Origin of the sequence: Novosphingobium sp. (genome assembly GCF_024642085.1) — a bacterium.
Classification (GTDB): Bacteria; Pseudomonadota; Alphaproteobacteria; order Sphingomonadales; family Sphingomonadaceae; genus Novosphingobium.
This window is the reverse complement of record NZ_JAHEBV010000012.1, coordinates 1-18,443: the sequence shown is the minus strand read 5'-3', so window position 1 is coordinate 18,443 and position 18,443 is coordinate 1. Positions and strand designations below refer to the sequence as shown.

16 protein-coding genes are annotated in these 18,443 nt (G+C 61.8%); 12 read left to right on the top strand and 4 right to left on the bottom strand.

Annotation, left to right across the window (positions count from 1 at the left end; genetic code table 11):
• Positions 1-10 precede the first annotated feature (10 nt).
• The gene (locus Q0L62_RS07005) at positions 11-817 is read right to left on the bottom strand and encodes a hypothetical protein (RefSeq protein WP_296678309.1); all 807 of its coding nucleotides are present in this window, start codon (positions 815-817) and stop codon (positions 11-13) included.
• 229 nt (positions 818-1,046) lie between these two features.
• Between Q0L62_RS07005 and Q0L62_RS07000 the strand changes: the two genes are divergently transcribed.
• The 10 genes from Q0L62_RS07000 to Q0L62_RS06955 all read left to right on the top strand — a co-directional run bounded on the left by Q0L62_RS07000 (position 1,047) and on the right by Q0L62_RS06955 (position 13,418).
• The gene (locus tag Q0L62_RS07000) at positions 1,047-1,508 is read left to right on the top strand and encodes a DUF3576 domain-containing protein (RefSeq protein ID WP_296678306.1); all 462 of its coding nucleotides are present in this window, start codon (positions 1,047-1,049) and stop codon (positions 1,506-1,508) included.
• 50 nt (positions 1,509-1,558) lie between these two features.
• Positions 1,559-4,099, top strand: a complete 2,541-nt coding sequence (leuS, locus tag Q0L62_RS06995; protein ID WP_296678304.1) for a leucine--tRNA ligase — start codon at positions 1,559-1,561, stop codon at positions 4,097-4,099.
• Positions 4,096-4,596: an LPS assembly lipoprotein LptE gene (gene lptE, locus Q0L62_RS06990; RefSeq protein WP_296678302.1), complete on the top strand. Its 501-nt coding sequence runs from the start codon at positions 4,096-4,098 to the stop codon at positions 4,594-4,596. Before leuS ends, lptE begins: the two co-directional genes overlap by 4 nt.
• Positions 4,593-5,645, top strand: a complete 1,053-nt coding sequence (holA, locus tag Q0L62_RS06985) for a DNA polymerase III subunit delta (RefSeq protein ID WP_296678300.1) — start codon at positions 4,593-4,595, stop codon at positions 5,643-5,645. Before lptE ends, holA begins: the two co-directional genes overlap by 4 nt.
• A 159-nt stretch (positions 5,646-5,804) precedes the next feature.
• Complete coding sequence (locus tag Q0L62_RS06980; protein ID WP_296678298.1) at positions 5,805-7,193, top strand: sugar transferase; 1,389 nt, start codon at positions 5,805-5,807, stop codon at positions 7,191-7,193.
• 149 nt (positions 7,194-7,342) lie between these two features.
• Positions 7,343-7,810: a hypothetical protein gene (locus Q0L62_RS06975; protein ID WP_296678296.1), complete on the top strand. Its 468-nt coding sequence runs from the start codon at positions 7,343-7,345 to the stop codon at positions 7,808-7,810.
• Between the two features lie 108 nt (positions 7,811-7,918).
• Positions 7,919-9,295: an O-antigen ligase family protein gene (locus Q0L62_RS06970; protein ID WP_296678295.1), complete on the top strand. Its 1,377-nt coding sequence runs from the start codon at positions 7,919-7,921 to the stop codon at positions 9,293-9,295.
• Positions 9,292-9,984, top strand: a complete 693-nt coding sequence (locus tag Q0L62_RS06965; protein ID WP_296678293.1) for a polysaccharide biosynthesis/export family protein — start codon at positions 9,292-9,294, stop codon at positions 9,982-9,984. The genes Q0L62_RS06970 and Q0L62_RS06965 overlap by 4 nt, the downstream gene beginning before the upstream one ends.
• A gap of 21 nt (positions 9,985-10,005) precedes the next feature.
• Entirely contained in the window at positions 10,006-12,213 is a 2,208-nt protein-coding gene (locus Q0L62_RS06960; RefSeq protein ID WP_296678291.1) for a polysaccharide biosynthesis tyrosine autokinase, read from the top strand.
• Positions 12,213-13,418, top strand: coding sequence for a hypothetical protein (locus Q0L62_RS06955; RefSeq protein ID WP_296678289.1), 1,206 nt, complete (start codon positions 12,213-12,215; stop codon positions 13,416-13,418). Before Q0L62_RS06960 ends, Q0L62_RS06955 begins: the two co-directional genes overlap by 1 nt.
• Here Q0L62_RS06955 and Q0L62_RS06950 read toward each other — a convergent pair.
• The 3 genes from Q0L62_RS06950 to Q0L62_RS06940 are packed head-to-tail and all read right to left on the bottom strand — an operon-like array spanning position 13,415 to position 16,331.
• The gene (locus Q0L62_RS06950; RefSeq protein WP_296678287.1) at positions 13,415-13,975 is read right to left on the bottom strand and encodes a putative colanic acid biosynthesis acetyltransferase; all 561 of its coding nucleotides are present in this window, start codon (positions 13,973-13,975) and stop codon (positions 13,415-13,417) included. The genes Q0L62_RS06955 and Q0L62_RS06950 overlap by 4 nt on opposite strands.
• Entirely contained in the window at positions 13,975-15,099 is a 1,125-nt protein-coding gene (locus Q0L62_RS06945) for a glycosyltransferase (protein ID WP_296678285.1), read from the bottom strand. The genes Q0L62_RS06950 and Q0L62_RS06945 overlap by 1 nt, the downstream gene beginning before the upstream one ends.
• On the bottom strand, positions 15,096-16,331 hold the full coding sequence (locus tag Q0L62_RS06940) for a glycosyltransferase (protein WP_296678283.1): 1,236 nt from the start codon (positions 16,329-16,331) through the stop codon (positions 15,096-15,098). Before Q0L62_RS06940 ends, Q0L62_RS06945 begins: the two co-directional genes overlap by 4 nt.
• Before the next feature lie 140 nt (positions 16,332-16,471).
• On the opposite strand from Q0L62_RS06940, the gene Q0L62_RS06935 reads away from it, so the two are divergent.
• Both Q0L62_RS06935 and Q0L62_RS06930 read left to right on the top strand, forming a co-directional pair.
• Positions 16,472-17,365 (top strand): glycosyltransferase family 2 protein, encoded by an 894-nt coding sequence (locus Q0L62_RS06935; protein ID WP_296678282.1) that lies wholly within the window; start codon positions 16,472-16,474, stop codon positions 17,363-17,365.
• 27 nt (positions 17,366-17,392) lie between these two features.
• The coding region (locus Q0L62_RS06930) for an O-antigen ligase (protein ID WP_296678280.1) at positions 17,393-18,443 on the top strand (1,051 nt) is incomplete at its 3' end.

The window sequence follows — 18,443 nt, the reverse complement described above, 5'->3', positions numbered from 1 at the left end:
CTTTGGCAGATCAGAAGCGGATTTGCGTGCCGACGTAAACGGCCTGATTGTCCTGCTTGCCATCAACCACCGGATCGACGCGGTTGCGTTCCGATGAATAGCGCACCCCGGCGGTGACGTTCATGTTGCCGGTGACACGGTAACTGCCGCCCAGGTCCACCGTCTGATCGGCGCCCTGCCCTTCAAGAGTACGCGGACTGCGGCCGGCGCGGGCCTTTTCATCCAGTTCGATCCGCGGACTGAAGCGCGACGGGTCAGACTTTGCCGAACCGGAAATGCTGTATGCCGCCAGATCGGGCATATCGACTCGGCGGCTGTCGCTGACCCCGTTCTGGGCAAAAGACTTGTACCCCCGCGCCGCGCCCAGACTGTAAGCGGTAGGAGCGATGCTGATTGCGGCGGTCTGGCTGGCGCTGGCCGGACCGCGCACCACGATCGGCCGCGCAACGGGTGAGAACAGGCGCACCGCCACGGTCAGCGAACGGTCCATCCGCGCCGGTGTGGCAGCTGGTGTAAAGCGGAACGTTCGCCCCTGCGACAGCGCCCGCACTGTGATCGAACGGGCCAGGCGCGGATCAACCTCGGCAGCGCGGAAACCGCCGCGATTGGCCACCTCACCCGCATCATCTACTGGCTGGAGGTCAAGACGCGTTGAAAAGGCCAGCACCGCGCTGGGCAGCGCAAGCAGGGCTACGCTGCCGGCCAGCAGCATCGCTGCTGCCCCGCTGCGTGTCCTGCCTTGATCCTGCCCATCGGCCATTGCCAAGCGTTCCTTTGATGTTGCCGGGCGAGTCGCGCCGCCCACAACATAACCCATTTTCGGCCCGATCGGTTGCCGAGCCAAGCGCTAAATGCGCCCCATGCCTGCGGGGCGGTGAATTGCCGCTTAACCGCACCCCCGATCATTCACTGCCGGTTCACGCCAAGGACGGCCATTAGCCGGGCAAAGCGGGCTTGCCGCACTCGCCGCCTTAGTTATAGAGGCAGCGGGCAGTGCGGCAGATCCCGCACCTCTTAACGCCCTTGTGACAGGACCTGGAACGACAATGAACGGCAGCACCCTCAACGGCAAATCCACATTCACCCGCACGGGCCGCGCCGGACTGGTCGCGCTGAGCGTGCTGGCGCTGACCGCCTGCGGCGGAAAGGATCGCCCCAAGGCCGATCTCGCCGCGTCGAAGGTCACCACAATCGGCGTCAATTCCTACCTGTGGCGTGCCAGCCTCGAAGCGCTGTCGTTTATGAATTTCGTGCAGACCGACAGCAATGGCGGGGTCATCGTCACCGAATGGTACGCCAACCCGAACAACCCGAACGAACGGATGAAGGTCACCGTCACGATCCTTGACCAGGATCTGCGGGCCGATGCGCTGCGCGTGGCCGCCAGCCGCCAGGTCAACCAGGGCGGTTCGTGGGTCGATGCACCTGTCCAGGCCGCTACGATCCAGAAGCTGGAAGACGTCATCCTGACCAAGGCCCGCGATCTGCGCCGCGGCGCTGTCGGCTGAAAACCCGTTCCGCGCTTGCGCGGCGGCGCTGAAAAGCTAGAGGGACTGGCATGACCGAAAGTCCCGCCCAGCCCAGCCGTTTTGACCCCGCCAGCGCCGATCCGCGCTGGCAAAAGGTGTGGGACGAGCGCCAGTCGTTCCGCGCTGACGATGCCAGCCCCAAACCACGCAGCTTTGTGCTGGAGATGTTTCCCTATCCTTCAGGGCGCATCCACATCGGCCACGTGCGCAACTATACGATGGGCGATGTGCTGGCCCGGACCAAGCGGATGCAAGGGTTCGAAGTGCTCCATCCGATGGGCTGGGACGCGTTCGGCATGCCGGCTGAAAACGCGGCAATGGAAAAGGGCGTCCACCCTGGCGGCTGGACCCGCCAGAACATCGAGACGATGAAGGCGCAGCTCAAGCGGCTGGGCTTTGCGCTGGACTGGAGCCGCGAGCTCGCCACCTGCGATCCCGGATATTACGGCCATGAACAGGCGCTGTTCCTGGATATGTACCAGGCTGGCCTGGTCTACCGCAAGGAAAGCGCGGTCAACTGGGACCCGGTCGACATGACTGTGCTGGCCAACGAACAGGTGATCGACGGTCGCGGCTGGCGCAGCGGCGCGTTGGTTGAGCGGCGCAAGCTCAGCCAGTGGTTCCTCAAGATCACGCAGTTTGCCGATGAACTGCTGGACGGTCTGGATGCGCTTCACAACTGGCCCGAAAAGGTCCGGCTGATGCAGGAAAACTGGATCGGCAGGTCGCAGGGCCTGCGCTGCACATTCAACTTCGTTGACAGCGCGGATGGAATCGCGGTTTACACCACCCGGCCCGATACGCTGTTCGGGGCAAGCTTCGTGGCAATCGCTGCGGACCACCCCTTTGCCCAGCGGATCGCCGCGAACGCGCCCGAAATGGCCGCCTTTATTGCTGAGTGCAAGCAGGGCGGGACCACCGCGGCCGAGCTGGAAACGGCCGAGAAGAAAGGCATGTTTACCGGCTATTCGGTGGAGCATCCGCTTAAAAAGGCGTGGCACTTGCCGGTCTATGTCGCCAATTTCGTGCTGATGGATTACGGCACCGGCGCGGTCTTCGGGTGCCCGGCGCATGATCAGCGTGATCTGGACTTCGCCCTCAAATATGACCTGCCGGTCACGCGCGTGGTGGCCCAGGACGATGACACAGGCGCTACCTTCCACGGGGACGAGGCCTATACCGGACCGGGCCGGATCGTGAACTCCGACTGGCTTGACGGGATGAGCGTAGACCAGGCCAAGGCCGACGTCATCGCACGCGCCGAACACGAAGGCTGGGGCCAGGCCGAAACCCAGTACCGCCTGCGCGACTGGGGTGTGTCGCGTCAGCGCTATTGGGGCACGCCGATCCCCTTCGTCCACTGCGCTACCTGCGGCGTCATACCAGTGCCCAAAAGCCAGCTTCCGGTGGTGCTGCCCGACGATGTGGACTTTTCGGTTCCAGGCAATCCGCTTGATCGGCATCCAACCTGGAAGCACGTATCGTGCCCGACCTGCGGCAAGCCGGCGCAGCGCGAAACCGATACGCTGGATACCTTTGCCGATTCGTCGTGGTACTTCCTGCGCTTTGCCAGCCAGCCGGGCGATGCCCCGTTTGACCCGGCGGTGATCAAACAATGGCTGCCGGTCGAACAGTACATTGGCGGGATCGAGCATGCGATCCTCCACCTGCTTTACGCCCGTTTCTGGACCCGCGCGCTGGCCCACATCGGCATGATCGATGTGAAGGAACCCTTCGCCAGCCTCTTTACGCAGGGGATGGTGACGCACGAGACCTATTCGCGCGAACTTGAAGGACGGCCATCATTCTTCAGCCCGGAAGAAGTGGCGCGCAGCAGTGATGGCGCAACGCTTAAAGCCGATGGTCAGCCAGTCGAAATCGGCAAGGTCATCAAGATGTCCAAGTCGAAGAAAAACGTGGTCGATCCTGATGATATCATCGCTCAATACGGGGCTGATGCGGTGCGCTGGTTCATGCTGTCGGACAGCCCGCCCGAACGCGATCTGCCGTGGTCCGAAGCCGGGATCGAAGGCTGCGCCAGGTTTGTCCAGCGGTTGTGGCGGCTGTTTGGCCAGTACGACGCCGCTGCGACGGGTGAGGACAAGGCGCTTGATCGCAAACGCGATCAGACTGTTGCCGCCGTCGCCGCCGACATCGCAGCGCTGGGGTTCAACAAAGCGGTCGCCCGCATTTACGAACTGACCGGCGCAACGGAAAAGGCCCCGCCATCGGCCAGCCGAAGCGCCGCGATCCGCGCGCTGCTGCTGCTGGTTGCACCAATGATGCCGCACCTGGCAGAAGAAGCGTACTGCGCAATCGGCGGTGACGGAATTGTTGCCGATGCCGCCTGGCCGCCCGTCGATCCGGCGCTGCTGGTTGAAGACGAGGTGACCATCGCGATCCAGGTTCTGGGCAAACTGCGCGATACCGTGACCGTTGCCAAGGGCCTGCCGCGCGAACAGCTTGAAGCCCTTGCCCTTGCATCCGACAAGGTGCAGCGTGCGCTGGATGGCAAGGCAATCAAGAAGGTGATCGTGGTACCCGACCGTCTGGTGAATCTGGTGGCATGAAGCGCCTGCTCGCCTTTTTTCTCCCCCTCGCGCTGGCCGCCTGCGGCCTGCAGCCCATGTACGCCGGCGGCGCAAGCGGCGCGGTGGCACAGGGGCTGGCCGGAATTGCGGTCTCTCCGATCGAAGGCAAGGCGGGGTGGCTGGTGCGCAATGCGCTTAACGACCGGTTGCATCCCGCCGGGCCGCCCAGCGGATCGCGCTACCGGCTGGACGTGCGGCTTGACGACAAGCTGGAAGGGCTGGGCATCCTGTCTGACGATACCGTTTCGCGCGAACGGCGCACCCTGCGCGCGCGCTACCAGCTGGTCGATGCCGCCAGCGGCGAAATTGTGATCGATGCGACGGCCGGTTCGGACGCCGGGATCGACGTGGTCAGCAGCGAATATTCCACGATCGCGGCTGAACAGACCGCTTTGGAAAACCTGTCGAAGCAAGTCGCCGATCGGATTGTTTCGCGTGTTTCGTTGCAGCTGCGAGATGCTGCAGCCCGCCCGTGAAGGCCAGCCAGAAGGACTTCAAAGGACTGGCACCGCGCGCCGCGCGCGACGCGCGGGTGTTCTTTTTTTGCGGCCCGGATGATGCCGGATCGCAGGATGCCGCTGAAATGATTGCCGCCCTGTTGCCTGAAGCGGGAGAGCGGGTGGAACTGGCTGGCAGCGATTTGCGCAAGGACCCGGTAAGACTGGGCGACGAAGCGCGATCAACCTCGTTGTTTGGTGATGCCCGGCACATCTGGATCCGTGCCAGCGGGGACGAAGTTCACGACGCGGTCGAGAATCTGCTGGCGGGAGAAGCGGAGGCTTGCCCGGTCCTGATCCTGGCAACATCCGCGACCGACAAATCACGCACCGCAAAACTTCTGGCCAATCGCTCCGATGCGCTGGTTGCGATGTTTTACCCGCCCGATCTGCGCAGCATGGCGGGGACTGTGCGTGACATGGGTGACGCGGCGGGTGTGCAGCTGTCAGGCGAGCTGGCCGAACGGATCGCCCGCGCAGCCGCGCTCGACAGCCGGCTGGCCAAGTCCGAAGTTACCAAGCTGGCGCTGTACCTCGACGCGAGCAAGGAGGCGCCCAAGACCGCCGATGCCGATGCGCTGGACGCAATCGGGGCGCGCACCGACGATGATGGCTTTATGGGCCTGGTCAACGCGGTTCTATCGGGCGAAACGGCCAAGCTGGCGGGCGAACTGGCGCGGATGCGCGAATTGGGACTGAACCCGGTGGGCTTGCTGCTCGCGTTCGAACGGCGCACCGCCCAGCTGGTCCAGCTCGCCGGGAAACTTGGCCGGCGCGGCAATCCCGTTGAACTTGTCGATGCCGAAGCGGCGGCGCGGCGAGTGTTCTGGAAGGACAAGCGCGATCTGATCACTCAGCTCAAGGCGTGGCGAGGGCCAAAGCTGGCCCGGCTGGTTGACCGCCTGATGGACCTGCACCGCCAGCTTCTTGGCAACAGCCAGAACGCCGAACTTCTGCTGGCCCAGGGGCTTACCGCCATCGCCCGGGCCGCAGCGCCCCGCAGCAGCGGTGCATCCCGGCGCGATTGATGTGCGTTAAGCGCCAATAGCGGTTGGCGCATGGCTGCGATTCGACTAGGTACTGGTACATAAGCAAAAGCCCAGGGCAAACCGCTGGGACGCAAAAGAGCACGACTAGTCGCGATGCCCCCAAGCCAGGCACAATTTGCACATTCCGCTGAACCGCTGTTGGCGGCAGAAAACGACACGCTTCTGCATCCTGTTACGCGACCACTGCTGCCGCGACATTCGCTCGAACGGCGGCGGTTGCAATGTTATCTGGCGATGATCCTGGCCGATCTGGCCACTGTGTTCGTCAGCTTTGTCGGCGCAGGCTATTTCTACCTTGGTCCCTACGGCCTGGAACAGTCGAGCCTGCTTTCACAGCTGCTCATGCCGGTTTTTCTGACCATAGCGCTTTACAACGGTGCCTATTCGATGGGCGCGCTGGAATCGGCGGGCAAGGGCGCGCAACGGGCTATCCTGGCGCTGCTGCTATCGGCCGGTGCCGTGGTCTTCATCGCCTTTTATACCAAGTCGAGCAGTGACTTTTCGCGCTTGCTGTTCACGGTCGGCGTAGTGTGTTCGGCTTTTGGCCTTGCCTGGACCCGGGCCCAGATGCGCAGTTTCGTGCGTTGGCGCTGCGGAACACGGATCATCAACGAAATCCTGATTCGTGATGGTGGACCGCAGATCCGGCTGGCGGGTGCGTCTTACATCGATGCCGCCCAGATGGGCCTTTCGCCCGATCTAGACGATCCCGATGTTCTTAACCGCATTGCCCATGCGGTTCACACCGCCGATCGGGTCGTGGTATGTTGCAGCGCCGACAAACGGTCCGCCTGGGCTACGGTATTGCGCGGTGCCAACGTATCGGGAGACATCCTGGATGAAGCTGTGGCAGAACTTGGCGCGCACGGCGCACGGCTGGCAGGGGGGCATGGCTGGCTGCGGGTTTCGGTCGGGCCACTTGGCCTGCGAGCCCGGGCTATCAAGCGCCTGTTCGACGTGGCGGTTTCGGGACTGGGTTTGACCTTGCTCTCACCGCTGCTGCTTCTCGTCGCAGTCGCAATCCTGATCGAGGACGGCAGTCCGGTGCTGTTCATCCAGCGGCGGGTTGGCCGAAGCAATCGCTTTTTCGACATTGCCAAGTTCCGTTCAATGGCCAACCGGCTAGGCGATTCCACGGGCGAACGATCTGCCAGCCGCACCGACGAGCGTGTGACCCGGGTGGGGCGATTGATCCGCCGCACCAGCATCGATGAACTGCCCCAGCTGTTCAATGTGCTGATCGGTCAGATGTCGATCGTGGGTCCGCGCCCGCATGCGCTGGGATCACAGGCAGGCGCAAAAAAGTTCTGGGAGGTCGACGGCCGGTATTGGCAGCGCCACGCGCTCAAACCCGGGCTGACCGGTCTTGCACAGGTACGCGGCCTGCGCGGCGCAACCGATACCGAATCCGATCTGCAACACCGCCTCAACGCCGATCTGGAATATGTCGATGGCTGGTCGCTGTGGCGTGATATCGCTATTATTTTCCGCACTGTAACGGTTCTTTCGCACGATCAGGCCTATTGATCGGTCAGAAGGGCGTTCCAGATGAACGTTGATCCATCGGTTGATCGCGGTGCAAATGGCGGAACTTCCGACGTTTTATCGCCTTGAACGCTGGACCAAAGGTTGATGTCTGTGCTAATGCAACCGCAGACTTGGCTGGAGTAAGTCGATTGAGCGCTCAAATAGTTTCTGCGTTGGCTGCATTCGGCCTTATTGGTGCTGGCGTCGCCGGGTCTGTTGAAACGCGCGCGATCGATGCGGTTCCGGTTACCATGGCCATGATGGGCGGCGGCCAGGCGGCAGCTGGCGGCAAGTGCCGCGTTGATGTATTTCGCACCGGCAACCCCGGAAATGCTGACATTACGCGCCAGGTGCTCGACAATGGAAATTGCGTTTGCACGGTTATGACCGGTCCTGCGCCCAGCAACGGCGGTGCTGAAGACGTGGTCAAGGCCCTGCTTCGCGAACGCACTTGCGACAGCGCACCATTGACGTCGGCAACTGGCAATGGCGTGGGCGCGCCTGTTGCTGCGGCGGCAAGCACGGGCGGCGGCAGTGCCGCGGTGCTTCCTGTGGTTGTCGGCGTGGCAGGAGCGGCCGGACTCGCCGTTGCCTTGGGTAAAAGCTCCAAAGGCTAAGCACGCTGACGCGTGATGGTCCGGGTCACGGCGATGGCCCCTTTTTTCCGTTTGCAAGCTGCCGAACCCGGTTGTCCTTTGGCTGACGCCCCCTAAGGTGCCAGACCAATGGAACCGGCCATAACCCGATCCGAAAACCGACAGGGATGGATCACGCTGGTTGCGCTTGGTCTGACCTTGCTGCTGGGCGGCGGCGGATCCCCCGCTCCGCTACCCGAAATTGTCTTGCAGCTGGCGACGCTGGCATTGTTTGTTGGCTGGTTCTGGCACTTGCCCGGCGGCTTTTCCAGATTGGTCCCCGCACCTGCGCGTATCGTTGCGGGGATTTTGTTGGTTGTGCCCATGGTTCAGCTTATACCACTGCATCCGGCCCTTTGGCAGCAGCTGCCCGGGCGGGGCATCCAGGCCGAAGCACTGGCATTGATCGGTCATCAGGACAGCTGGCGTCCCATCAGCCTCGTGCCGGCGCGGACCGTATCGGCGTTCCTTGCCATGGTGTCGGCCGCGGCTCTGCTGGTAATGGCATCGGTGATGCCTGCGGCTTTGCGGTGGCGTCCGATTGCCCTCATCGCTGGATTCGGCATCGTGACACTTGTCCTGGGCGCAGCCCAGCTGGCCAGCGCGGCCAGCAGCCCCCTGTTCTTCTATGGCGCGGACGCCGTCGTGCTCAGCGGATTTCAGGCCAACCGCAACAGCACTGCCGACATTCTGCTTATCGCCTTTATCGCAAGCGTGTCGTTGATCGGCCATGTGGCGCAGCGCCGCCGAAAGTCGTTGAGCAGGGCGGCCGTAGTGACGAGCGCTGCCGCAATCGCCATCCTGTTCGCACTGGGCGTCGCGATGACGCAATCGCGTGCCGGAGTGCTGCTGATCGCAGTCGCGCTGATCGCCAGTCTCCTGATACTGCGTCCGTGGCTGGCCATGTCATCCCGATCAATCGGCATCGTCGCCATGGGCTTTGCTTTAATCGCCGCGATTGTCTGGCAAAGCCAGTCGCTGGACCGGGTGGCGCGGCGTTTTGACGTCATTGCCGATGCGCGCACCGACATCTGGCACGACAGTATCTACGTCGCGCGGCAGAATGCTCCGCTGGGTGTCGGAATGGGCGGGTTTTATCCTGCCTATATTGCAAACGAGCGCCTTGAAGCCATCGGCCAGACCGTGCCCAACCGTGCCCACAATGACTATCTGGAACTGGCGGTTGAGGCAGGAATAGCTGGCCTGATTGCCCTTGCCGTCTGCTCGGCGTTAATAGTTCGGGCCGCGGCGGTCACGCTGCGCAGCGGCGCAGACCGCCATATGCGCGAAGCTACCATTTTTGCCGTTGCCGTTCTGGCTATCGCCGGATTGCATTCGCTGGTCGATTATCCGCTTCGCTCTATGGCCCTGGCCGGTGTAGTGGCGACCTGCGCCGGGTTGATCTTTCCTGCGGTAAGGTTGCCGTTGCGCAGGGTTCAGGCGATTGGAGAGAGAAGCCCCGCATGAAACAGTTTCGCCGAATTGCCTTGCTTGGTTTCGCCTTCCTGGCCCTTGGCGCCTGCGCCGGAAGCCAGCCCAATATCCTGCCTGCCGGCGAAGCCGCTTATGGCACCATTCCGATCCGCATCGAAAGCGAAGACGATGAAACCTTGCGTGTGGGCGACCGCTTGGCGATCCGCGTGCTGGGAGAGCCCGAGCTGACCTCCGATCAATATCGCATTGATGGCAACGGCGCGGTCCAGGTGCCGCTGGCTGGTGAAATTCCCGCTGCTGGACGCCTGCCGGCCCAGGTTCGCGATGATATCGTCCGCCGCCTTGGCGCACGCTTTATCCGCAATCCGCAAGTGGCGGTGATCGTGATGGAGCGCATCAGGACCACGTTTGCGGTCGAAGGTGACGTGCACGAACCCGGTGTGTTCGAGGCCCTGCCCAATACCACACTTTTGTCAGCAATCGCCCAGGCCAAAAGCCCCAACAATGTGGCCCGACTGGATGAAGTGATGATATTTCGGCAGGCCAACGGGCAGCGAATGGGCGCGCGCTTCAACCTGGCCGAAATCCGCAAGGGCAATGCAGCCGACCCGCAGATTATCGCGGGCGATACAATTGTTGTCGGTCATTCCGCACTTAAAAGTGCCTGGCGCGAGTTTCTTCAGGCTGCGCCTGCTTTCAATCTGTTCTACATTTTCCGATAAATGCGACACGGGGACGCGCACTTGCCAAGCAATCAAATCATAGCGGATCGCCCGCTTGCCGGTGTGCCAGGCCAAGACGATGATCTGGCCATTTTTACAGCGCCGCGGCCCAGCTTTGACCTGCGCCACATCCTGGTGGCTGTGCGGTCCCATCTCTGGTTGATCGGCGGAATAATCGCAGGAATACTGACCTTGGCGTTGGTTTACACGCTGCTGCAGACTGCCCGCTATACTGCCAGTTCGACCATCCAGATCAACGATTCCACCGCTCGGGTACTGGGCCGCGGGCAGGACGCAGAAGACGATTCCGGCCCGACCAATGTCTACGATACTGACAGGTTCTTGAAGACGCAGATTGATATTCTTAACAGCAGGGGCCTGGCATTGCGCGTCGCCCAGCGGCTCAAATTAATCGGCAACAAGGAATTCTACGCCGAGCAAGGAGCGGGCCAGCCCAGCCCCAAGGCATCGCCCGATGATCTGCATCGGCAGGCCGTGGGAATGCTTATGGGCAACCTTTCGGTCAAGTTGCCGCGCGATTCGCGCATCGCCACGGTCAGCTACAAAAGTGCAAACCCGGTGCGTTCGGCGCAAATTGCCAATGCCTATGTTGCAGAGTTCATCAGTTCCAACCTGCAGCGAAAGTTCGACAGTTCTTCCTATGCACGCGATTTCCTGTCGGGACAGCTGGCGGATGCCAAACAGCGGCTGGAGATGTCGGAACGTGCGGTCAACGCCTATGCGCGGTCCGCCGGCCTGATCCGTACCGAACCGACTACCACGGATACATCCGGCAGCAGCACCCAGACATCCGTCACCACGTCAAGCCTGGCGCAGCTGAACGCTGCAACCAACGAAGCGACTGCCCGGCGCATCCAGGCCGAAGCGCGGTGGCGCTCGGTCAGCGGCAGCAATGCCCTGGGATCGACCGATGTAATCACCAACCCTACCGTTTCGACCCTGCTGGCCCAGCGCGCATCGCTGCAGGCCGCGCTTGACGAGGATCGTGCGCGGCATCTTGAAGACTATCCATCTATCCGGGCCCGCGTGTCCCAGCTTGCGGCGATTGAACGGCAAATCCAGCTAGGCGCGAGCAACATCCGCAGCGGGGTGCGGCAGGATTACCAGGCCGCCCTTTCAGCCGAGCAACAACTGAAGGCACAGGTTGCCCGGTTGAAAGGCGAAACCCTGTCGGAACAGGACAGCAATGTTCAGTACAACCTGTTGATGCGCGAGGCGGAGACTAATCGCGAACTCTACAACGGACTGCTCGAACGTTATAAGCAGCTCAACGCCGCGTCGGGCGTCAGCTTGTCCAACATTTATGTAATCGACAAAGCCGAAGTGCCTTCATCGCCGTCATCGCCAAATCTGTTCAAGAACCTGCTGCTGGCCCTGATCCTTTCCTTGGCGATCGCTGTGACGGTGGTGTTTCTGAAAGACCAGTTCGACGATTCGATCAGGATGCCCGAAGATGTCGAGCCCAAACTGGGGCTGCCCCTGCTGGGCGTAGTGCCCAATTCCGCACTGGATGATCCCCAGGCCGACCTCGCCGATCCCAAGTCTGCGATTTCCGAAGCGTTCAATTCACTACGCTCGTCGTTGCTCTATTCCACCCCGGAAGGCTTGCCGCGGACCATCCTGGTCACCAGCGCGCAAGCTTCAGAAGGCAAAACGACGTCAAGCTTTGCAATCGCTGCAGGACTGGCACGAATGGGCAAGAACATCCTGCTGATCGACGCCGACTTGCGCCGTCCCGCGTTACATCGGCGCAATGGGTCGGAAAATAGCCGCGGCCTTTCCGACCTGCTTACCTCGCACGATCCAATCGGAACTGCCGTAGTTCCGACCAAGACTGCGAACCTATCGATGATCCACGCCGGTCCGGTCCCCCCCAGCCCGACCGAACTGCTGTCAACGGACCGGATTGAACAAATCCTTGACCAGGCGACAAAGCAATTCGATGTCGTCGTCATCGACAGTCCTCCGGTGTTGGGCCTGGCGGATGCCCCGCTTATCGCGGGACTGGTCGGCGGCGTAATCTTCGTCGTCGAAGCGGACCGCGCGCGCCACGGTTCGCTGAAAACTTCGCTGCGACGGCTGCGCGCCATGCGCCCGCTAATTCTTGGCGCGGTGCTGACCAAGTTCGATCCCACGAAAGCGGGTAACCGGTATTCCGAATACTATGGCTACAATTACTACCAGTACGATAGCGATGGCCGCTCCTGATGATTGTGGCGGCGCGCCTTGAACAGGGCCGTCCCTCTGCCCTGATCCGGATTATGGTCGCAGCGGCCTCCATGTGTCTGGCGGCGGTCGCGATTTTGGACGGCTTGGACCGGATCAGCGCCGAACGCCCCGGCGTGGCTCGGCGGGTTCCAGCGCTCTTTGCGTCAGAGGCCCACCTTGCCAGAGCGCGGATAGCGCTTGAGTCTGGCGATGGTAAAGCAGCGCTGGTCGAGGCCGAAGCCGCAGTAGATGCAGCGCCGCTTGATCCGGGCAGCAGCGCCACACTTGGCGCCGCGCGGCTTGCCCTGCAGCAGAATCGATCGGCACAAAGCGCGTTCCGGATCGCCGGCAAACTGGGCTGGCGGATTTTCTTCACCCAAGCCTATTGGATGCAGCGCGCCTTGGCCGTTGGCGATTACAGCGTGGCGGCCATGCGGCTTGATGCACTGGCGCGGCAGGATCCGGCGCTTTTGCGGCATCATGAATTGCTCGATCCGTTTGAAGCCAATCCAGCCGGACAGGCCGCGCTGGCCAAACGTCTGGCAGTTGCGCCGTGGCGCGTTGCCTATGCTGCCGATACCAGCGGTTTGCCGCCCGGGATGCTGGCGCAGCGCGGGCTGGTGCTTGCCGAATTGGCCCGGCAAGGGACCGTGCTTGGCTGCCGGACGATCGCTCCGGCGGTATCGGGCCTGCTGGACCAGAGAGCCTTGGTCGATGCATCGGCGCTGTGGCGCAGTCATTGCCCGGATGCGCGCAGCACTCTCATCTATGATGGCGATTTTGTCGCCGCCATCACGGACGATGATCGTAACGATTTTGCATGGTCCTTCATCGGACAAAGCGATCTGGCAATGGTCCTGACCCCTGCAGACGAAGGCAAAGGCCAGCAGGTGGCGGTGGACAGCACTGCGCAGCGCCGGAGCCTGTTTCTGCGCCAGTTACTGCTTGTGCCGCCGGGGATCTACCGGTTGTCGTGGCGTGCGCAGACTGCCGATGGCAATCCGTCCAGCGCCGCGGTCCCGCTCGTCTTTTGCGAAGGGGCACCGGAAACCGAAGTAGCAGGAATCCACAGCCCGACGGCTGACAGGTGGTCGGGCATACTGACAATCGACAAGGCTTGCCCGGCACACTGGCTGGGCTTTGCGGTCAGGCCGGGTCCATCGCGCTTTACGCTATCTTCGATCCGGCTTGCGGTGGAGCGCTAAGGCAGCTTGCGCGCCTTTACCTTGACCGCCGGGTTTCCGCGATAGACCCCGGCTGATTCGGCATCTTCGAACAGGGCTGCACGCGCAGCCAGAACCGAGCGGTCATGCATCGTCACTCCGGGCCCGACAAATGCTTCGGCCGCGACCCAGCATTCACTCCCGATAATGATTGGACGCAGCACCAGTTGGAAATCGGGATCATCAAGCGCATGGGTCGAAGCGCATAAATGCGCCCGCTGTGATATCACGCTGCGTGCACCGACTGTGATCCGCCCCTGGTTGTACAGCCGCACGCCCGGTCCGATCAGGGCATTGGCGCCCAGCTCAAGGTACGCGGGAAGCCAGATTTGCGCGCTGCCGTGGACCCGCGCGCCGGCGCCGATCCGGGCTCCGAACATTCGTAGGATTGCTGCTCGCCAGACATGCATTTGCGGCGGGGTGAATCGCGCCAGAATCAGCCAGGTTATGCCCCAGATGACGCGCCGCAAACGGTTGCGAAGCGGAAAACTGGCGCCGCCTTCAAGTGGGCGGGTCACGCTGGCATCAAGCGGGGTCATCAAAGGCGCTGTTCCACCGGCGGATCATAAACGTCCAGCCACTGCCCCGCCACTGCAGATGCAGAAAAACGGTTTGTTACGAAATCCTGGCCCGCTTTTGTCATCTGCAGCCACTCGGCGCCATTCAAGCCGATCGCAATCTGCAGCGCTGAAGCGATTTCCTGGGCGCCCGTAGCGCATTCAATCGCAGCGCCGCATATAAATGCGTCCGACAGATTGCACTGCGGGGTCATGATGACAGGCACGCCCGCCGCCCAGGCATCAAGCGCAGCCATCGGCAAGGCTTCGGTCAGTGACGGCAGAATGGCAAAGCGCGCCGAACCCAGCAGGGCGGCCTTGTCGGTGCCATAGACCGGGCCAAGGAACGTGATGCCAGGCCCTGCCTTGGCAATCGCCGCATTCAATTCGGCCACGGATTCATCGGCACCCCATCCCGCGATCACCAGACTTGCTGTCTGATCCAGCCCGGCGGATGTCCAGCCGTCAATCAGGGCCAGTACGTTTTTTACCGCGTGGATCCGTCCGATGCATACGATCGTCGGCGGCGGCATGGCCGAGCGTATCGGTGATAGCGGCGGTGCGGGATTGGGAATCACCGCTATGTCGCGTCGGCCGGTTTCGGCAGCTATATCGGCTGCTTCAATGTCAGTGAGAGCGTGAAATTGATCGGCAGCCTGCCAGCTGGCACGTTCGTAGCCCGCCCTGGCCAGTGCCTTTTTAAGGCGGCCTCGTGCCGTAATCCACGGATTTAGCATGCCGTGGGCCGAAATCACATAACGCCGCCCGGTCTTATGCACCCAGCGCCGCGCGGCGTACGAGGGGTACATCCAGATCCCATGCAAGTGCAGGCAGTCCAGGTCTGCCGCAAGCAGTTGAGGCAGCAGGTTCGGCGCAAAACCAATTTGCTTCGGCCCTAGCACCGGCACGCTGATCACCCGGCTGGGAGCCAGACGGACGGCATCCTGGGCGGTATAACGATCCTGCAGTGCGAAAATGATTGGCTCACCGCCCATATCGCGGATCATCTTTGCCTGATGAATTACCGCTTCGAACACTCCGCCGCCAAGCCGTGACGCTTGCGCCGTCAAAAGGCCGATGCGCTTGCCGGTCAAGGCGCCGGTCATCCGCGCTTCCCATCCGTTTCATCGAAGGTGGCCAGATAGCGATCCATATCTTCGCCGGCAGGCTGGGCCGCAGGATCAACCAACAGTTCGACCGCGTCGGCAAAACGTTGGCAATCACCAAGCGCAGCCCGCTGGCGCGACGCTTCGCCCATAGCGCGCCACGCGGTCTCGTCGCGGCCCAATGCGGTCATGGCGGCGGCAAGGCTGTCGACCGCGCCCGGCGCGACGACAAAACCGTTGACCAGATTGCGGACGAGCACATCGCGTGCGCCAGGCGTTTCGCTGATCAGCAGGGGCAGGCCAAGCGCGCAAGCCTCGTTGATGACGAAGCCCCAGGGCTCGCTGGTGCTGACCAGGACCAGGCCAAGCCCGTTGGACAGGATCGCCGCCAATTCCGGACCCTGCTTGAAGCCGGTGAATTCAACTTGCCCGGCAAGTCCAAGCCGTTCAGCCATAACGCGCAATTCGGGCTCGAGTGGTCCTGCCCCGACCAGCTTCAACCTGCGCTCTGAATCTGGATTACAGGAGATAAAGCGGGCGAAACCGGTGAGCAGAAAGCGAAGATTCTTTTCTTCGGCCAGGCGCCCCACATAAACGAAATCACGCTCTGCAAAGCTGGGCGTCGATGCGGTCTGGCCAGCTTTGGCATCCTGGGTGATGCGGGCAATATCAAGCCCGTCCGCACCGCCCAGGATAATGCGGTTGCGAAAGCCAAGGAAGCGCAAGTAATCCCGCGTCCTGCTACTCGGGACAATAGCGCCGCTGTAGCTGGCGAGGGCCAATGACTTTAGCGCTTCGAACCAGACCGAGCGCGGGCGGTCGTCAAACTTGCTATCATAGATGATATAGACCCTGCATCCGCACAGCCGTAACAGCGGAACCAGCAACAAAACGACTTTCAGCGAATAAGGGATGCCAAGGCAGACAATGTCCTTCCCCGCCAGCGCCCGAAAGGATCGCCACAGCAGTGGCAGCGCAGCCACCGTGTTGACGTTGCCGTCCGGAAACAGCTGCACATGATCAAATCGGCCCAGCGCATCCGCTGGCGCAAAATCGCCATAGACCAGCGAAGTTGGGGCCACTTCTACAGCGGTGATCTGCGCCCTGCCCTGCAGGCGTGCCTGCACTGCAACGATGCGATCGACATGGGCCGGGATGAACTGGGTCCAGGCAAGGGCAATCTGGATTGTCTGGCCCTTCGCATGACCGGCAAGCCCCTTCGGTCTGTTCATCACGAGCTGCCAGCTTGCCCTTCATTGCGCATGCACATCGCACTAGCCCAGACCGAACACTGCGTATATATGCCAAAGCCAGCCCCGGGCGCCATAAGTTGGGGCCACCCACAGACCGACCGGGAACCTACGATCATCCCATGACCAGTTCCCCTGATCGAAACGGCGGCGGCCCACGGGTATCGGTCATGATCCCATGCTATGGACGGCCTGACGATTTGCGCCGGACGCTGCGCGAGACGCGCCGCCAGACTTATTGCTCATTTGAAACGGTGATTATCGATGACGGAACGCCAGACGACACGGTTGCCATGGCCGCAAGAGAGTTCCCCGAATGCCGCTATGTCCGGCTTGCCGCGAACGTCGGGCTGATTGGCGCGCGCAACCAAGGCGCTGCGCAGTGCCGGGGTGAATACATCGTCAACCTTGACGACGATAGCTGGCTGGTCGAACCCGATGCGTTGACGCAGATCGTGACCTTTCTGGACAAAAACACCCATGTGGCTGTTGCCGCGCTGAACGTTCGACAACCCGCTAGCGGCCTCGCCTGGCCTCTCGACAAGATGCCGTTTCCCTCTGGCAACTACAGCGGGGGCGGCAATGTCCAGCGACGGGCCGTGACCCTGAAAATCGGCGGATACATAGCCGAGTTTGTCCGTCAGGGCGAAGAGCTGGAACACACGATGCGGATCATCGACGCAGGCTATGCGATCATGGCGCTGCCGGGGATCGAGGTGTTTCACAACGAATCCGCAGTTAATCGCAATATCAGGCGAATTCGCACATTCGAAGCAGTCAACCTGCTGCGGCGCGAGGCGCTGCGCGCCCCGGCCGTGCTGCTGCCGCTGGGAGTCACCCTGTTTTTCAAGTTCATCGTCGTCCATTACCGCGGCATCGATTGGTCCTTGATGGCCCGCTTGCTGTTTTCCGCACCAAGTTCCATGGCCACGCTGATCCGCAAATACCGCAAGCCGGTGCAGGTTGCTTCGTACCTGAAATGCCTGCGGCTGCGCCGCGCGACCGCCGGTGGCTGAGTGACGGGTCAGGGCTTCCCCACGCGAATGGGCGCACGATCCGCGCGATACCCAGCCGCATTTCCGCTCGTCATCGCAGCGGTTTGCATCGCCTACGTCTATTTATGGGTGGTCGGAGAAACCGGGATCGAATTCTTTGACGAAGCGCTCCCCGCGCTCCGTTGGAGCCTGGCAGCAATCGCCATTCCGGCGGGCGCACTGGCCGGATTGAACAGTCAACATGGTCTGAAAACCCAGCTAGCTTTCTTCATCTCCATCGCTTTGAGCGTATTGCTGGCCGAGCTTCCGCTCGATTCGTTCTACATTTTTATCCGTATCGTGATGGCTTTTGCGCTTGCCCGGGCCTGCACGCTTATGACGCCGCTTGAACGAATGACACTGGTCATGCGGATTCTGCGCTTCATGGCCCTTTTTGTCATCGCATCGCTACTCGCGTGGTGGCTGGCATTTACCCCCCAACCGACCGTTACTTCCAGCAGCGCAGCCGCGGTTCGTGTTGTCGGTCTGGCATCGTCGCCAGGTTTGCTGGGCTATGCGGCCTCCATCGTTTTGCCCTGCGCGCTGTACATGGCACTCTGGGGCCAACGGCTGGTCATTTACCGATTGGCGTGGGGCGCCATAGCAACCACAAGCGCCGCCGCGATCTATCTGGCCAATTCACGCTCCGGCATGGCTGCAGGCTCAATAGGCTGCCTGACCATACTGGCCATGCCGATCATCCGCCGCAGACTGACAGACCGGGGCGGACTGCGCGGCGGGTATGCATTGCTATGCCTGGCTATTGTGGCGGCCTACACCTATCCCATCGCAATCGGCGCGGGCTTGATCGATACGTCGGGTGAAGGCTTTTCGGAGGATTCAACTTTGGTTCGCCTCGCCTTGTGGGAAAGCGGCTGGCACAGTTTCCTTGAGCATCCTTTCACGGGGATTGGCCTGGCCACGCCAATTACGGCCTATGCCAACAGCCGCCTGATCGATTATCCCAACTACTTTCACACAGCCTTGCTCAATTATATGGCAAAAACCGGGCTGATTTCCGCGATCTGCTTTGCAGCAATGGTGGCCACCGCGCTGTGGA